General features: G+C 69.9%; 15 protein-coding genes. 1 reads left to right on the forward strand and 14 read right to left on the reverse strand.

Features of this window, described 5'->3' with window-relative positions; translation table 11 throughout:
• Positions 1-48: 48 nt before the first annotated feature.
• The 12 genes from BHS09_RS28540 to BHS09_RS28595 all read right to left on the reverse strand — a co-directional run bounded on the left by BHS09_RS28540 (position 49) and on the right by BHS09_RS28595 (position 12,867).
• The gene (locus BHS09_RS28540; protein ID WP_140799619.1) at positions 49-1,116 is read right to left on the reverse strand and encodes an oxidoreductase; all 1,068 of its coding nucleotides are present in this window, start codon (positions 1,114-1,116) and stop codon (positions 49-51) included.
• A gap of 128 nt (positions 1,117-1,244) precedes the next feature.
• Positions 1,245-2,441 carry a hypothetical protein gene (locus BHS09_RS28545; protein ID WP_140799620.1) on the reverse strand — a complete coding sequence of 399 codons (1,197 nt, stop codon included), beginning with the start codon at positions 2,439-2,441 and terminating at the stop codon, positions 1,245-1,247.
• On the reverse strand, positions 2,438-3,007 hold the full coding sequence (locus BHS09_RS28550) for a c-type cytochrome (protein ID WP_140799621.1): 570 nt from the start codon (positions 3,005-3,007) through the stop codon (positions 2,438-2,440). Before BHS09_RS28550 ends, BHS09_RS28545 begins: the two co-directional genes overlap by 4 nt.
• Complete coding sequence (locus tag BHS09_RS28555) at positions 3,004-3,528, reverse strand: DUF3341 domain-containing protein (protein ID WP_140799622.1); 525 nt, start codon at positions 3,526-3,528, stop codon at positions 3,004-3,006. The genes BHS09_RS28550 and BHS09_RS28555 overlap by 4 nt, the downstream gene beginning before the upstream one ends.
• Positions 3,525-5,003 (reverse strand): NrfD/PsrC family molybdoenzyme membrane anchor subunit, encoded by a 1,479-nt coding sequence (gene nrfD, locus BHS09_RS28560; protein WP_140799623.1) that lies wholly within the window; start codon positions 5,001-5,003, stop codon positions 3,525-3,527. The genes BHS09_RS28555 and nrfD overlap by 4 nt, the downstream gene beginning before the upstream one ends.
• Positions 5,000-7,978: a TAT-variant-translocated molybdopterin oxidoreductase gene (locus BHS09_RS28565; RefSeq protein ID WP_140799624.1), complete on the reverse strand. Its 2,979-nt coding sequence runs from the start codon at positions 7,976-7,978 to the stop codon at positions 5,000-5,002. The genes nrfD and BHS09_RS28565 overlap by 4 nt, the downstream gene beginning before the upstream one ends.
• A 12-nt stretch (positions 7,979-7,990) precedes the next feature.
• Positions 7,991-8,620, reverse strand: coding sequence for a cytochrome c3 family protein (locus tag BHS09_RS28570; RefSeq protein ID WP_140794600.1), 630 nt, complete (start codon positions 8,618-8,620; stop codon positions 7,991-7,993).
• An 18-nt stretch (positions 8,621-8,638) separates the two neighbouring features.
• Positions 8,639-9,247: a respiratory nitrate reductase subunit gamma gene (locus tag BHS09_RS28575; protein ID WP_140799625.1), complete on the reverse strand. Its 609-nt coding sequence runs from the start codon at positions 9,245-9,247 to the stop codon at positions 8,639-8,641.
• Positions 9,244-10,053 carry a c-type cytochrome gene (locus BHS09_RS28580; protein WP_140794602.1) on the reverse strand — a complete coding sequence of 270 codons (810 nt, stop codon included), beginning with the start codon at positions 10,051-10,053 and terminating at the stop codon, positions 9,244-9,246. The genes BHS09_RS28575 and BHS09_RS28580 overlap by 4 nt, the downstream gene beginning before the upstream one ends.
• Positions 10,054-10,269: 216 nt before the next feature.
• Entirely contained in the window at positions 10,270-10,668 is a 399-nt protein-coding gene (locus tag BHS09_RS28585; RefSeq protein WP_090490155.1) for a hypothetical protein, read from the reverse strand.
• A gap of 41 nt (positions 10,669-10,709) precedes the next feature.
• Entirely contained in the window at positions 10,710-11,819 is a 1,110-nt protein-coding gene (locus BHS09_RS28590; RefSeq protein ID WP_140799626.1) for a cytochrome-c peroxidase, read from the reverse strand.
• 235 nt (positions 11,820-12,054) lie between these two features.
• Positions 12,055-12,867: a YfiM family lipoprotein gene (locus BHS09_RS28595; RefSeq protein WP_140799627.1), complete on the reverse strand. Its 813-nt coding sequence runs from the start codon at positions 12,865-12,867 to the stop codon at positions 12,055-12,057.
• Between the two features lie 71 nt (positions 12,868-12,938).
• Here BHS09_RS28595 and BHS09_RS28600 point away from each other — a divergent pair, with 71 nt between their 5' ends.
• Positions 12,939-14,087 (forward strand): acyltransferase family protein, encoded by a 1,149-nt coding sequence (locus BHS09_RS28600; RefSeq protein WP_237077533.1) that lies wholly within the window; start codon positions 12,939-12,941, stop codon positions 14,085-14,087.
• 15 nt (positions 14,088-14,102) lie between these two features.
• Here BHS09_RS28600 and BHS09_RS28605 read toward each other — a convergent pair whose 3' ends face one another.
• Both BHS09_RS28605 and BHS09_RS28610 read right to left on the reverse strand, forming a co-directional pair.
• Positions 14,103-14,681, reverse strand: a complete 579-nt coding sequence (locus tag BHS09_RS28605) for an FxsA family protein (protein ID WP_140794606.1) — start codon at positions 14,679-14,681, stop codon at positions 14,103-14,105.
• 48 nt (positions 14,682-14,729) lie between these two features.
• Positions 14,730-15,260, reverse strand: coding sequence for a hypothetical protein (locus BHS09_RS28610; protein WP_140794607.1), 531 nt, complete (start codon positions 15,258-15,260; stop codon positions 14,730-14,732).
• Positions 15,261-15,267: the final 7 nt, after the last annotated feature.

Raw genomic sequence — 15,267 nt, forward strand, 5'->3', positions numbered from 1 at the left:
AGGAGAGTCCACGACGACGCTAGGAGTAGGCATCCCACCGGGCGGGAATCAAGCAGCGCCTGCGTCGAAGGCGACACGCTCCGCCTCCGTAAGCCCCAAACCCTGTGAGCAGCCACGCTCCTTCGCGCGGATGCCCGCTTCCAGCACGGCCTGGACGGCGACGGCCTGGATGGGCGTCACGGGGTTGCGCGCCCCTCCCAGCAGGGCATCCCGAATGCCCGCGTAGTACTGACGGTAGTCTCCTGCTGAAGCGACGGTGGGGGCGCCATCCCGCCCAGGAGCCTCACCCCACGCCGAGCCTTCCGGGGACTCACCCGTCACCAGACGCGGCACCTGCGGCTCCCTACCCAACGTGAGCCACGACCCTCGTGAGCCATGCACGGCGAAGCGAGGCATCGTGGCCGCGATGAGCATGGACGCCTGGAGCACCACCTGCCGCCGTGGATAGACGAGCGTGTACTGGAACCAGTCATCCACGAAAGCGCCCTCTCGCAGCGTCTCGCGCGTACCCGACACGGACTCCGGCAATCCAAACAGTTGCAGCGCCTGGTCAACGAGGTGCGGCCCCAGGTCGAACCACACGCCCGCCCCAGGACCTATCTGTTCCCGCCACTGGCTGCGAACCTCGGGACGGAATCGGTCGAAGCGTGACTCGACGTGCGCCACGTGTCCCAGGGTGCCTTCCGCTAGCAGTGCCCTCAATGCCAGGAAGTCGGTGTCCCAACGCCGGTTGTGGAACACCGAGAGCAGCAGGCCGCGCGACTCCGCCACGGCGCGCAGCGCGCGGGCTTCCTCCAGGGTGATGGTGAAGGGCTTGTCGACGACGACGTGCTTCCCTGCCCGGAGCGCGGCCTCCGCCAGTGGCACGTGGAGTTCATTCGCCGTGGCGATGACGACCAGGTCCACATCGGGGTGCGTCGCCCCGGCTTCATGGGAGCCGCAGAAGGTGACGTTCGGCAGCGTGGAGCGCACCGCCTCTTCCTGGCGCGAGGCGACGACCTGGAGCACCAGCCCGTCCACACCTTGAATCAGCGGGGTGTGGATGTACCTGCCCGCGATGCCGAAGCCCAGCAAGGCCACTCGGAGAGGTGCTCGTCCAGGAGAGGAATCGGCCATGGCGCACCCTACCCTGGAAAGGGCAACGCCGCCCGTCGAGGAGGACGGGCGGCGTCGCGGTGGGGGAGCGGGCTTCCGGGGAGGCCTCGGCGCCGAGGCTTCCACCGCTCCCTTTCTCTGGAACAGGCTCAGGTGTGGTGGTGCAGGCTCTCCACCAGGTACGGGTCACCCACCGGCACCATGGGCGTGGAGCGCACGGTGCGCGTCACCGCCAGCGTGAAGAGCGCGGCCATGCCCACGAAGCCGGCCAGCTCGAACACGCCCAGGGCCACGCCGTCCGGCTGCAGGCCGGGCACCACCATCAGGTACAAGTCCAACCAGCGTCCCACCAGGAGGATGGCCGCCACGCGCAGCAGATGCGACGGATTGCGCTTCGCCGGCCGGGGCAGCAGCAGCACGAAGGGCAACGCCCAGTTGAGCGCCACGTTCACATAGAAGGCCACGGCCCAGGTGCCGTGTAGCCGCGTGACGAAGTAGACCGTCTCCTCCGGGATGTTCGCGTACCAGATGAGCAGGAATTGCGAGAACCACAGATAAGCCCACAGCGTGGCGAAGCCGAACATCAGCTTGCCCAAGTCGTGCAGGTGGCTGGTGTTGAGCTGCGGCAGCGCACCCGCGCGGTGGAGCAGAATCGCCGTCACGGTGATGGCACACACGCTGGAGCTGAGCAGGCCGGCCACGTTGTAGAGCGCGTAGATGGTGCTGAACCAGTGCGGCTCCAGCGTCATCAGCCAGTCGAACGCGGCCAGACAGAAGGTCAGCGCGAAGAGAACCAGGAACACGGCCGACACCGTCACGTTGCGCCCGGCCAGCTCCGGGGAGCGCTCCGCGTCCTGCCGCAGGGAGATGCGCCGCAGCATCCACGTGAAGCCCACCCACAGCGCCAGCATCACCACCATGCGCACCGCGAAGAAGGGCACGTTGAGGAAGGCGGCCTTCTCGTGCAGCAGGTGGTCCGTCTCCATGACGCCCGGCCTGGCCCACGGGTACAGCGAGGACACGAAGGGCAGCAGCGCCAGAATCGTCACCGCGCCCCAAGGCACGTAGGCCGCGAAGGCCTCGGGGATGCGCTTGAACACGGTGAACCAGCCCGCGTTGGCCACGTACATCAGCGCCAGGAACACCGCCCCGCCCAGGCCCAGGCAGAGGAAGTAGAAGCCGCTGGTGAGCAGGCTCGTCAGGGCACGCTCACGCGCGATGGCCAACCCCGCCACCAGGATGCCCAGGCCCACGCCGGCCAACACCTGCGCCGCGCGGTGCACGGCGGGAGGAACCTCGAAGCCGCTGGTCGAAACAGCGGCCTCCTCATGCGTCGAAGCACTCATGGCACGTCCTTCCGCGCCGTCCGCGCGGGGTCCTGCAAGGTCCGGACGTAGTGGACAATCTTCCACCGGTCCTCCGGAGCCACCTGCGAGCCATGGGCCGGCATCAGCCCCTGCCCGTGGGTGATGATGTGAAACATCTGTCCGTCCGGAAGCTGCCTCGCGTGCTCCGCCAGCAGCGACGGCGGCATGGGGAAGCGCGCGGTGACGAGCCCGTCTCCCAGGCCCTCCGTGCCGTGGCACGGCCCGCAGTAGCGCGAGAAGGTCACCTTCCCCCGCGCCAGCACCTCCGGCGATGCCGGGTACGGGTTCTGGAGCTCCCGCCCCGCGCGTGCCGCCTCCTCGGTGCCCGCGGCCAGGTGCAGCGGCTGATGCCCACGCGGCACCGTCCCCTTCACCGGCGCCAGCAGCGTCTTGCCGTCCACGGTGACGGGGTTGGCCGAGAAGGTGTCGAACGGCACGGACGACACCATGTCCGGCGCGTATTCGAAGTTGGGCCGCGTCTCGTCCTGCTCGCAGCCCGCGACGGTCAGACTCAGGACCACCACGCCCAGGTGCAGCCTTCTCACGACGCCACCTCCTCCAGCAGGTCCGTCGCCACCGCGCCATGGCGGCGCATCAGGTCCTCGGCCGCGTCCAGCTCCGAGGGTGCCTCGCGCGGCGCCACCGCGATGGCGAACCGGTCATCCGTGACACGCGGGAGCACCGCGCGGCGGCTCCCCGGGAAGAGCTTCGCCCGCGCCAGGAAGGCCGCCACCGTCGCCAGCGCCGCGAACAGCACCGTCAGCTCGAAGGTCACCGGGATGAACGCGGGGAACGAGTTGAAGGGCTTGCCGCCCACGTTGAGCGGCCAGCTCACCACGCTGGTGTAGTACTGGAGAGACAGCGCCAGCGTGCAGCCCAGCAAGCCCGCGCCGAAGCACACCCACGTGAGGCGGCTGGGCTTGAGGCCCATGGCGTCGTCCAGGCCGTGCACCGCGTACGGTGTGTACACGTCGTGGAGGACGAAGCCCGCCTCGCGCACCGCGCGGGTGGCGTCGAGCACCTGCGCCTCACTGTCGAAGTAGCCGATGAGAACCGGGGCACTCATACAGGTACATCCTTTCGGGTGGCGATGGCCAGCGGCACCGGCGACACGGGCCGGTGGGCCACGGGGTGCGGCTCCTCGGCGACCGGCTTCGCGGGCGGGCGCGGCTGCGTTTCATGACCTTCGCGAGCGAAGCCCAGCACGCTCTTCACCTCGCCGATGGAGATGATGGGCAGCACGCGGACGAAGAGCAGGAACAGCGTGAAGAAGAGGCCGAAGGTGCCGATGAAGGTCCCCACCTCCACCATCGTCGGCGTGTACATGGCCCAGCTCGACGGCAGGAAGTCGCGGTGGAGGCTGGTGACGATGATGACGAAGCGCTCGAACCACATGCCCACGTTGATGACCAGCGACAGGACGAAGATGGCTGCGGGCGAGGTACGTATCTTCTTGAACCAGAAGAGGTGCGGCGACACCACGTTGCACGTCACCATGATCCAGTAGGCCCAGGCGTAGGGGCCGAAGGCGCGGTTCATGAAGGCGAAGCGCTCGTAGGGGTTGCCCGAGTACCAGGCGATGAAGAACTCCGTCGCGTACGCCAGCGACACCAGGCCACCCGTGACGATGATGATTTTCGTCATGTTCTCCAGGTGGCGCAGGGTGATGAGGTGCTCGTAGCCCAGCACTACGCGGGTGATGATCATCAGCGTCAGCACCATGGCGAAGCCGCTGAACACCGCGCCCGCGACGAAGTACGGCGGGAAGATGGTGGTGTGCCAGCCAGGGATGACCGACGTGGCGAAGTCCATGGAGACGATGGTGTGCACGCTGAGCACCAGCGGCGTCGCCAGGCCCGCCAGCAGCAGGTACACCGTCTCGTAGCGGCTCCACGTCCGGTTCGAGCCCGTCCACCCCAGCGACATCACCTTGAAGACGGCCTTGCGAATCCCCGCCTTCGCCCTGTCGCGCACCGTGGCCAGGTCCGGAATCAGGCCCACGTACCAGAACACCGCCGACACGGTGAAGTACGTGGAGATGGCGAACACGTCCCACAAGAGCGGCGAGCGGAAGTTCACCCACAAGCTGCCGCGGTCGTTCGGATACGGCATCACCCAGAAGGCCAGCCACGGCCGGCCCATGTGGATGAGGGGGAAGAGCGCCGCGCACATGACGGCGAACAACGTCATCGCCTCCGCCGCGCGGTTGATGCTGGTGCGCCACTTCTGCCGGAAGAGGAAGAGGATGGCGGAGATGAGCGTGCCGGCGTGGCCGATGCCCACCCAGAACACGAAGTTGGTGATGTCGAAGGCCCAGCCAATCGTCTTGTTGAGGCCCCACACTCCGATGCCCGTCGCCACCTGGTAGCCGACGATGCCGGCGCCCGTGCCGAGCACGGACACCGCGATGCCGAAGGCCACCCACCACTTCCACGTGGGGGCCCGCTCCATGGGGGCGCAGATCTCCTCGGTGAGCTGGCCCAGGGAGCGCGGCTCGGTGACGAGCGGTTCGCGCAGCGGGGACAGATGCTGGTTGCTCATGTGCCGCTTCCCGACCCGGTGTTCCGGATCTTCGTGAGGTAGGTGATGGACGACCCGATGTTCAGCTCCTCCAGCAGCCGGAACGCGCGCCCGTCCTTCGCCAGTCGCGCCACCTGGCTGTCCGGGTCGTTCACGTCACCGAAGTGGATGGCCTTCGCGGGGCAGCTCTGCTGGCACGCCGTCTGGATGTCCCCGTCACGCAGCGGGCGGCCTTCCCGGTTCGCGGCGGCCTTGGACTCCTGGATGCGCTGCACGCACATCGAGCACTTCTCCATGACGCCCCGGCTGCGCACCACGACGTCCGGGTTGAGCACCATCCGCTCCAACGGCTCGGCGTGCTCGTAGTCGAACCAGTTGAAGCGGCGGACCTTCGTGGGGCAGTTGTTGGCGCAGTACCGGGTCCCCACGCAGCGGTTGTAGACCTGCTGATTGAGGCCCTCGCTGGAGTGCACCGTGGCCAGAACCGGGCACACCGTCTCGCACGGCGCATTCTCACAGTGCTGGCACATCATCGGCTGGTGGACGACCTGGGGATTGGCTTCGTCACCCTGGTAGTACCGATCGATGCGCATCCAGTGCATGTCCCGCCGGCGCAGCACCTCCTCGCGCCCCACGCTGGGGATGTTGTTCTCCGCCTGGCACGACACCACGCAGGCCGAGCACCCCGTGCAGGCGCTCAGGTCCACCGCCAGCGCCCACCGGTGCCCCTTGTACTCGTGGCCGGACCACAGGGAGAGCGAGTGCCCTCCCCCGCCGTGCCCCGCCTGCACCTCGTTGCCCGCGCGCGGGTTGGCCAGGAAGGCGGCCAGCTCCGCTTCGCGCACGTGCGGCCGTCCCTCCAGCCGGTGGTGCGTCTGCGTCAGCGCCAGGGGCTGCTGCTCGCCCGTGGCCTGCACCGTGACGCCGGGGACCATGCGCCGCGCCCGTCCGTCCACCACCGCCGACAGCGGGTAGCCGTTGACGCCGATGCCGTCCGCGACGCGCCCGGCCTGCGTGCGGCCGTAGCCCACCGCCACCGCGATGACGGAGGGGTGCGTTCCCGCCTGCACCAGCACTGGCAGCGACAGCGTCGTGCTCCCCGCCCGGACCTGGACGACGTCGCCGTCCTTCAACCCCAGCGCCGTCGCGCGGGCCGGGGCGATGCACGCCGGGTTGCCCCACGTCACCTTGGTGATGGGGTCCGCCACCTCCTGGAGCCAGGCGTTGTTCGCGGGCGCGCCATCACGCAGCGCCACCGTGGGGTACAGCACCAGCTCCCACTCCGCGGCATGACGGGCCACGCCGGCCAGCGCCTTCGCCAGCCCTTCCTCGCGGAAGGCGGGTGCTTCCGGCGCGGCGTCGCTGAGCGTCACCACGCCCCGGCGGAGGGCATCGTCCCAGAAGGCGCCGAAGCCCTGCCCCAGGCCGCTGGCCCGGGGGAAGACCTCTGACTCCCAGCGCGCGCGGAGGAAGTCGTAGTGCGGCTGGGGTGCTCCCGCCCACTGGAGGAGCGACTCCACACCGCCGCGCGTCTCGTGCAGCGGCGCCACAGCGGGCTGACGCAGGGACACGACGCCCCGGCGCACCTCCGCGTCGCCCCACGACTCCAGCGCGGTGGACTCAGGTGCATGGAGGCCCACGTGCACGGCCGTCTCGTCCCGCCGGTCGCTGGTGGACAGCGTGAGCGGCACGCCCTTCAGCAGCGCCGCCAGCTCCGCGCCGCGCGGGTCGCTGTAGACGGGATTGGCGCCCATGAAGAGCACCGCGCCCACGCTGCCGGCGCGCAGCTCGGTCAGCAGCGTCCCCAAGGACAGCGCGTCCGCGTCCAGCGTAGTGCCGTCCGCCAGCGACACCGTGTGGCCCTCGTTGCCCAGCAGTGCGTTGGCGGTGTTGGCCAGCACCTGCGTGGCCACGTCATCACCGCCCGCCACCACCAGGGCTTCCTGGCGCTGGGCCCACAGCGAGTCCGCGAGCTCCACCCTCGCGGCCTCGTCCAGCGCGGGCGGCGGCAGCGACGGCAGTCCGGGCACCTCGCGGCCCGCCTTCACCGCCAGCCGCCGCACCAGGTCCGCCAGCACCAGCGCCACATCGGAAGGCGCCACCACGAAGCGGCGGTCCGCGGCGGCACCGGTGAGAGTCATCACCGGCTCCACCTGGAAGTGCCGCGACATCGTCCGGCGCCGGGCCGCGTCGCGCGACTCCGCGTACTGCCGGGTGAAGGCCACGGGCGACACCCACGTCCCCAGGAAGTCCGCGCCGAAGCTGGCGATGACGGCGGCCTTGTCGAAGCGGTAGTCCGGCACGGCGCGCACGCCGTGCGTGACGCGGTGGGCGTCGGCGATGGCGGCCAGCTCGCCCAGAGCTTCATCGCGCACGGTGCGCGCGGTGGGGTACGCGGTCAGGAAGCGCTTCACGGCCGCCTCCGCCGTGGGCCCCAGGTGCCAGGGCAACACCACGCGGATTCCCTTCCCCACCTCGGTGGCCTTGCGCAGGGCCTGCGTGACGTCCGCGTCCAGGTCCGTCCAGGACACGCGCGTGGCGCCGCGAGTGGGGTAACGGGCGCGGCTCGCGTCATAGAGGGACAGCACCGACGCCTGGCCCACCGCGCACACGCCGCCGCGAGACACGGGGTGCTCGTCGTTGCCTTCCACCTTGATGGGGCGGCCATCGCGCGTCTTCAGCAGCAGGCCGCACCGGGCGCTGCACCCGTTGCAGGTGGACGCGTACCAGAGCGCCAGCCCCGGCGTGACTTCATCCGGGCGCGCCACGTAGGGAATGATTTGCTGCACCGGCGCGCGCTGGCAGGCCACCATGGCCGCCGCGGCGCTCAGGCCCATCAGCTTGAAGAAGTCACGGCGGCTGTTCGCATCCGGAGGCGTGGCGGCGACGCCCACCGGGAGCGGCTCCGCGAATTCATCCTGCGTCTGTGCGAGAGCGCCAAGGTCGCCAGCGCGCTCCGCCAGGCTCTGCCAGTACTTGGGAAGTGGGTCGGACATGGATGGGACTCCTCAGCGGTGGCAGCTCGAGCAGTCCGTGGGGGGCTGCAGGATTCGAGGGGCCTTCAACGGCTCCGGCGCGGGCGCACCGGACGACAAGGCCAACAGCTCTCCAGCGCGGGGCGCGGAAGGCGGCGGCGCGGACACCTGCTTCGCCGCCGTGTCGCGGTGGCAGTCCAGGCACCAGCCCATCGTCATGGGCTCCTTCTGCTCCACGCGCACCATCTCCTGCACGGGCCCGTGGCACGTCTGGCAGTCCAGGCCCGCGCTCACGTGGCTGGCATGGTTGAAGTACGCGTGGTCTGGCAGACGGTGGATGCGAACCCACGCCAGCGGCTTGTTCTCCGCCACCGCGGCCGCGACCTTCTTGATTTCGGGCGAGTCCGTCTTCACCTGCGTGTGGCAGTTCATGCACACGCTGGTGGAGGGCACGCCGGCGTGGCGGCTCTTCTCCGCGCCCACGTGGCAGTACTGACAATCCAGGCCGTACTGCCCGGCGTGGACGGCGTGGGAGAAGGCCACGGGCTGCTCGGGCATGTAGCCCTGCTGGTTGTTCACCGGGCCGCTGCATGCCGTCAGGGACAGGGCCAGCCAGCCAGCGGTCAGGGCACGACAAGGGAAGCGAGTCGAGGCGTCTTTCATGACGGGTGTGCCGCCGCGTCAGCGGGCGGTCTCCTCCCGAGGCGTGACGAGCAGGGGCGCGGTGATGGGCTCGGGCCGCGCGCGGATGAAGAGAGCCAGCGCCAGCACCACCATCCCGAACAGGGTGTGGAACTGGACGATGAAGGGCGCCTGCGCCAGCAGCGACGCGTCCGGCTGGAAGGCCAGCACCGAGCGCAGGTACGGCACCACCACGTGGACGTACCAGGCAGAGCCCCAGCGCACCGCCACCGCCAGGTAGATGCCGGAGAGGGACTGCGCGAACAGCAACCCCAGCAGCGCGGCGGTGCTCCACTGCCCTTCCCGGACGCGGCGCACCGTCAGGCCCGCCAGGCCCCAGGCGAGCAGCAGCGCGCCGATGAGACTCACCGCCTCCAGCGTGAAGAGGCGGCCCGGCGACGCATTGAAGGCCTGCATCACGCGCGGCGCCAGCAGCCCCAGCAGATGGTTCAGGCCCACGATGGCGGCCCCCGCCAGCACGGCCCGTCCCGATTGCGTCCAGGGCGTGGGGGCACTCGCGGGTGCGCGTGCCATCAGCCGGCGCGCAACTCCCGCCACGGCCGCGCCCGCCGCCACGTAGGGGATGGCGGAGAAGAGGGCTTCACTCACGGCTGACCTCGCTTGGTGTGCGCGTTGAAGGCAACGCCCATGAACCCGAGCACCGCGAGCATTCCGACGAGGCCCAGGTAGAAGAAATCCCTGTCCGTGCGAGGCTTGCTGCCGTCGCGCGACACGTCCGCGAGGTACGCCTTGAGGGCGTATTGCTCCTCCTCCTCCAGCGGGGCCTTCGCGTACAGCGCGGCCATCATCGGCGTGTCCAGCTTCGCCAGCAGAGGCCGCATGCCGCGCTCGCCCATGCGCGCGAAGGCGAAGGTGAGGTTGGGCCCCAGCGTGCCGCCGCCCGCCACGCCCAGCCCGCGCACGTCATGACAGCCGAAGCAGGCGGGACCGCCCTTCGCCAGGGCTTCCGTGCCCTCGAAGAGCCGGCGGCCGCGCGCAATCTCTTCCGAAGTCGCGTCCGTGCCCATCTTCGCCGCGGGCGATGGCTTGCAGCCGCCCATCCCCTTCTGCGTGCAGTCGCGGAAGAAGGCGTAGAGGGCGCCGAGCTCCTCGGGAGCGAGCTGCTGGTCCGGCATGCGGATGCCGTTGAACTGCTTCAGCAGCGCGTTGGCCACCGGGTCGCCTTCGTCGATGACGGCGCCGGGGCTGGTGATGAAGCGGGTGACCCATGCTTCGTCGCGCCGCTCCATGACGCCGTGCAGGTCCGGCCCCACGCGGTCGCCCTCGCCCACCGTGTGACAGGTGGCGCAGCGCTGCGTGAAGAGCGTGGCCCCTTGCGAGGCGCTCTGCGCTCCCGCCACTGGCGCCGCCACCAGGGCCAGAAGCTGAATGACGGGGACGAGCCCCCGCGCCATGCGCGGTCGTCCTTCCTGGGCATGTGTCCGCATCGCCGCGTGCCCCTCCTCGAAGGGAGGCCGGGCTCACTGCCCGGCACGCACGACACGAATTGCAATGCGAGGGCCAGAATGACGAAAGGCCAACACCCAGGCGAACATGCGTGGGGGTTGGCCTGATGCGCGCAGCATTTGCGCCGCGCGCCGTGATTCAGCGCAGCATTTACCCGGCGCGGCTCACATCGCCGTCGTGGTGAACACGCCACGGCCAATGGCCATGATGCCGCCGATGATGAAGACGATGGACACCACCACGCCCACCAGCGGCAGCACGAAGGCCGGCTGCGGCTTGCGGCGGTTGATGGACAGCGTCGCCTGCGCCACACCGGCGGCGAGCACCATCATCACGATGTGCCCGATGAGCGCCGGGTAATAGAAGCGCGTCACCAGCACGCCGACGCCCAGCAGTACCTGGAGCTGGAGCAGCCCGGAGTAGGCCGAGCCCAGGATGCGCCCCAGCTTGTCGAAGGGCTTCCGGGTGGCGAGCCCGTAGGCGAAGTACGCGAGGGCCAGGATGCCAGCCAGCAGCACCAGATAACGGAGCCCGGAGTGGGCGTAGAAGAGCATTCGGTCCATGGACCTTGCTGCTTAGCAACGCGCGGGGCGCCGCGCACCTTTCAAGACGGGTCCGGCTTGGGCGTCTTCGCGGTACTGGGCGGCAGTTGGGGCCGAGCGATGAACTCCGCGGGGGGCAGCTCCCCCGTGAGGCTCTTGAGGAAGGCGACCAGGTCGTCCACCTCGGGGTCCGTCAGCGTGCGCGCCAGTTGGTGCTTCGCCATCAGCCGCACCATCTGCGGCAACTCCACCACGCTGCCGTCGTGCAGGTACGGCCCCGTCTTGTCTACGTTGAGGAGCGTGGGCACGCGGAACTTGCCCCGGTCATCCTCGTTCTTCGTGGCGTCGAAGCGGCCCGCGTCCTTCAGGCCCGGGTAGTCCTCGATGAGGCCCAGCTTCTGGAAGGAGGTACCGCCCACGGCGGGGCCGTTGTGGCAGGTGGTGCACCCGGTGGTGGCGAAGAGCTGCAGGCCCCGCTGCTCCTGCTCCGTCAGCGCGTCGTGCTTGCCGCCCACGAAGGAATCGAAGCGCGAGGTCGTGACGAGCTTGCGCTCAAAGGCGGCGATGGCGCGCGCGGTGTTGGCCATGGTCACCGGCTTCTTGTCGCCCGGGAAGGCCTCACGGAAACGCTTCGTGTACTCCGGGATGGAAGTCAGCGTGGCCAACACGCGCTTCTCATCCGGCATGGCCATCTCCACCGGATTGAGGATGGGGCCCGTGGCCTGCGCCTCCAGCGTGTCCGCGCGCCCGTCCCAGAACTGCGCGATGTGCCCGGCCGCGTTGTACACGGTGGGCGAGTTGCGCGTGCCCTTCAGCCCCTTGTGGCCATCCGACAGCGCCTTGTTGTCCACGCCGAAGGTCGTCAGGCCATGGCAGGTGCTGCAGGACACGTCGTGGTTCTTCGACAGGCGCGGCTCGAAGTAGAGCATCCGCCCCAGCGTCACCTGGGCGTCGGTGTCCTCAGGGGGAGGCGGCGCGTCCTTGCGCATGGGCAGCGGCTTGAAGAAGTGCGCGAGCTGCTCGGCCGTCATCGGCTTGGGCGCCGGCAGCTTCTGGGCTTCCGGCGCGGCCACGGGCGCCTCAGCGGGCGGCGGCGTCCGCTCACACCCCGTGAGCGCACTGACGCCCAGGGCGGACAGCGACAGCAGCGAGACCCACCGGTTCTGAATCATGGAAGCCCTCCATGGCCACTTCGATAGCGCGGCGCAACCTAGCAGCAAGCAGCCTGGGAGGAATGCCGCGTCGTGACATCCCTGCACGTCCGCTTTCAGGACCCATCAGCCACCGGGCTGCCTTCCCGCTCTGGAAGCACTCGAACAACCAGGGCGGCCTGCGGGATTCCTGACAGCGCGCTACCTCCCAGTCTCAGGCCGCCGTGCGTGCTTCGGCCAACAGGGCCCCTGTGCTTCAGGGCCGGGCGCGTGGCGCATCGAGCGGCATCGACGAGACGACGGAGGACGGATGCGGGACGACAGCGGCGGTGGACCGGTGGAGGACGTGGAGGTGCTCGTCTGCCGGAAGTGCCTGATGAAGGGCGGCGCGCGTGCCGGAGGACTGGACCTGCCGCGCTGGCTCCAAGGCACGCTCACCGAACGCGGCCTGGGGGAACAGGTCCGCGTGCTCCCCTCCGGCTGCATGAACCAGTGCCCGCGCGGCAAGGTCACCGTGCTCGTCTCCAGCGCCTCCGGCCGCGGCGGCGCCCTGGTGACGGTGGACCCGAGGCTGCATCGAGAGGATCTGGTACAGCTCGTCGAACGCCATGCGCGTGGCGAGCCCGCTCGGGAGGCCCCCGTCCCCAGCGACGCGGAGGCGGAGCGCGACGGGGCGACGTAGCCGCGCCCGGCGGGCCACCTCGGATGGCGTGTCGTCACGGCGGAAGACGAGCCGGTCCACCACGTACGACACCGCGAGCCCGGACGCCGTGCCCACCGCGTCCCACGCCAGGTCCTTCATCGAGAACGTCGTCCCGCGCCCCAAGTCATAGAGTTCCTTGCCCACTCCCGCGCCCATCGCGAGCCCCGCGCCGGTGAGCCAGCGCGCGTGGGGATTGTCGAAGAGCAGCGCGCCACCGGCGTACCCCGCGCCCGCGAACATGAAACACGCCGCGAAGTGCTTGGGCTTGTCCGGCCCCAGCCACTCATCACCCGACGCGGCGCGCGCACCGAGAGGAGCCAGGAGGACAAGCATCAGCAAGCTGGGAAGCAGGGCGTGCAGGCGCATGTCCTTCCCTGTAGCACCACACGACCCGTCAGGGCGCCCTGTCTCTCCGTGAAGTGGGGGCTGGCGGGTTCATGCGTTTTCGAGACGTGGCCCGAGTCACGGCCTATGCTGGGGACCTCGTGAGTCAACTCGGCCCTACCTTCACCTTCCAGAAACGAGACACCCGACACCCCGGGCTCGACTGCGCGCGCGGGCTCGCGGTGATGGCGATGGTCATTGGCCACACGCTGGACGCGGTGTTGTCGCCGGCCGTGCGTGCGGACGTGTGGGTCCAACATTACTGGGCCTGCCGAGGCATCACCGCCCCGCTGTTCCTGATGGTCGCCGGGTGGGCCGTGGTCGCGGCGCTGGGTTCGAAACCCACGGCGGCCCGGGACACCTACGGTAAACGGGTGCGGCGCGCGCTGTTGCTCATCTTCCTGGGCTACCTCGTCCACTGGCCCGGGTGGTCCACGGTCATCCAGATGGGGCTGACTGAGCAGATGCTGTCCAAGGTGCTCGTCTTCGACGCGCTCCAGTGCATCGGCTTCGCCCTCCTGGCGGGCGCCACCCTGCTGGCGGTGACGCCGGGACGCTGGGGACGCACGGTGATGCTGGCGGTGGTCGCGGTGGGCTTGCCGCTGGTGAGCGCGACCATGTGGACCCTGGGCGAAGGGTTGCCCGGGCCGCTGACCCAGCTCATCGGCAGTGGCGGCGCCAGCCGCTTCCCCTTCTTCCCGTGGGCCAGCTACTTCTTCGCGGGCGCCCTGGCCGCGAGCCTGCTGGGCACCCTGCGCCCCGGCGTGCCCCAGGGGCTGGCGCTGCTGATTCTGGGCGGCGGCCTCTTCTGGTTCATGCGCGGGCAGAACCAGGACTGGGGCACCGCCAGCGCGTGGCTGGTGGCCTACCGCGTGGCCCAGGGAATGATGGTGCTGGGCGTGGTCAACCTGCTGCCGCGGAAGGTCAGCGGCCTGCTGGCGCCCCTGGGCCGCCTGTCGCTGTGGGTCTACGTGATGCACCTGCCCATCGTGTACGGCTGGTCCAGCTACGCGGGCCTGTCCAGCCGCGTGGGTCCCACCCTGACGCTCCCGGAGGGACTGGGCATTGGCGTGTCGCTGCTGGTGGCCTGCGGCCTGCTGGCCCGCATCGGGACGTGGCTGAGGGACCAGGCCCGGCCGTGGCGCACCGGCTCCACCACGCTGGAAGCCAGCGTGGGCAGCCTGGGCTCGCGCGGGAGCTGACGTCCGGGCGGCGCGTCAGCTCCGCCGGGGCTCCTCCTCGGTGAACTCGGCGTCCACCTCCGACTGCGGGCCCTGAGGCCTACGGGCCACGGTGCCGCCGGCGTCCGGCTCCAGGACACCGGTTTGCGGCGAACGCGGCACGGGGCCTCCAGGAAAGGGGCTTCCCACGGAGGCGTGGAAGCCGCCACCAAACGCCCCGCCACCGAAGGTCGTGACGTGCATCGAGCCATCACGCACCTTGCGCTCCAGGGTGCGGCGCACGCGCGCGGAGATGAGGCGCCGCACGGGCGGCAGCAGGAGCAGCAGCCCCACGACGTCGGTGATGATGCCGGGGATGACGAGCAGCACGCCGCCGGCCAGCACCAGCACGCCACTGAGGATGCCTTCCTCAGGCACCTGGCCGCGCGCCATGGACTCACGCCAGTGGCGCAGCACCCGCCTGCCCTCCCGCCGGGAGAGCGCGGTGCCCACCAGGCCGGACACCAGCACCCAGGCAAGCGTGGGCATGGGCCCTATCTGCCGGCCAATGGCCAGGAGCAGGTAGAGCTCGAGGAAGGGCACCACGATGAGGGCGAGGAGGAGGTAGCGGAACACGCTCCCAAGGTAACTCTTCGAGGGGGGCCGTGCTCGTCTTCCGCCGCGTCAGCGCCCGCCGAGCTGCCCCACCAGGGAGTCCACCACCAGGTACAGGGCCACGAAGACGCCAATGGCGATGAGGACCATGCGCGTGGAGAGCTGGAAGCCGCGGGAGCCTTCCGTCTCCAGCGCGTAGCTGCCCGCGCCCATCGCCTCGGGCACGCCGGCAACCTCGCCCGCGTAGCGCGCCGTGCGGACGTACTGTTCCATCACTCCGGCGTCGTCATTGCCGGTCAGCGAGCGGCCCAGCTGCGGGTCCACCAGCCGGACACCGGCCTCGGAGGCCAGGGCCGCCGCGGCCTCCACGGCCTCGCGCATCAGGTCGGGGCGGTCCGACAGCGGCACGCGCAGCTCGGTGGCCACCACCTGGCCGCCCTCGCGCAGCTCGCCGATGTCGACGTCGCCGTTCTTGAAGGACCACCTGCGCACGCCGTCCGGCCGAGCGACCACACCCCGCTCGGAAAGGAGGGCATCCACCCGCGCCGCCTCATAAGGCGAACCCGGCGTCATCGTCTGGAGGAGCAACTCGTATCTCACGCGGGTT

It is taken from the genome of Myxococcus xanthus (genome assembly GCF_006402735.1).
Classification (GTDB): Bacteria; Myxococcota; Myxococcia; order Myxococcales; family Myxococcaceae; genus Myxococcus; species Myxococcus xanthus_A.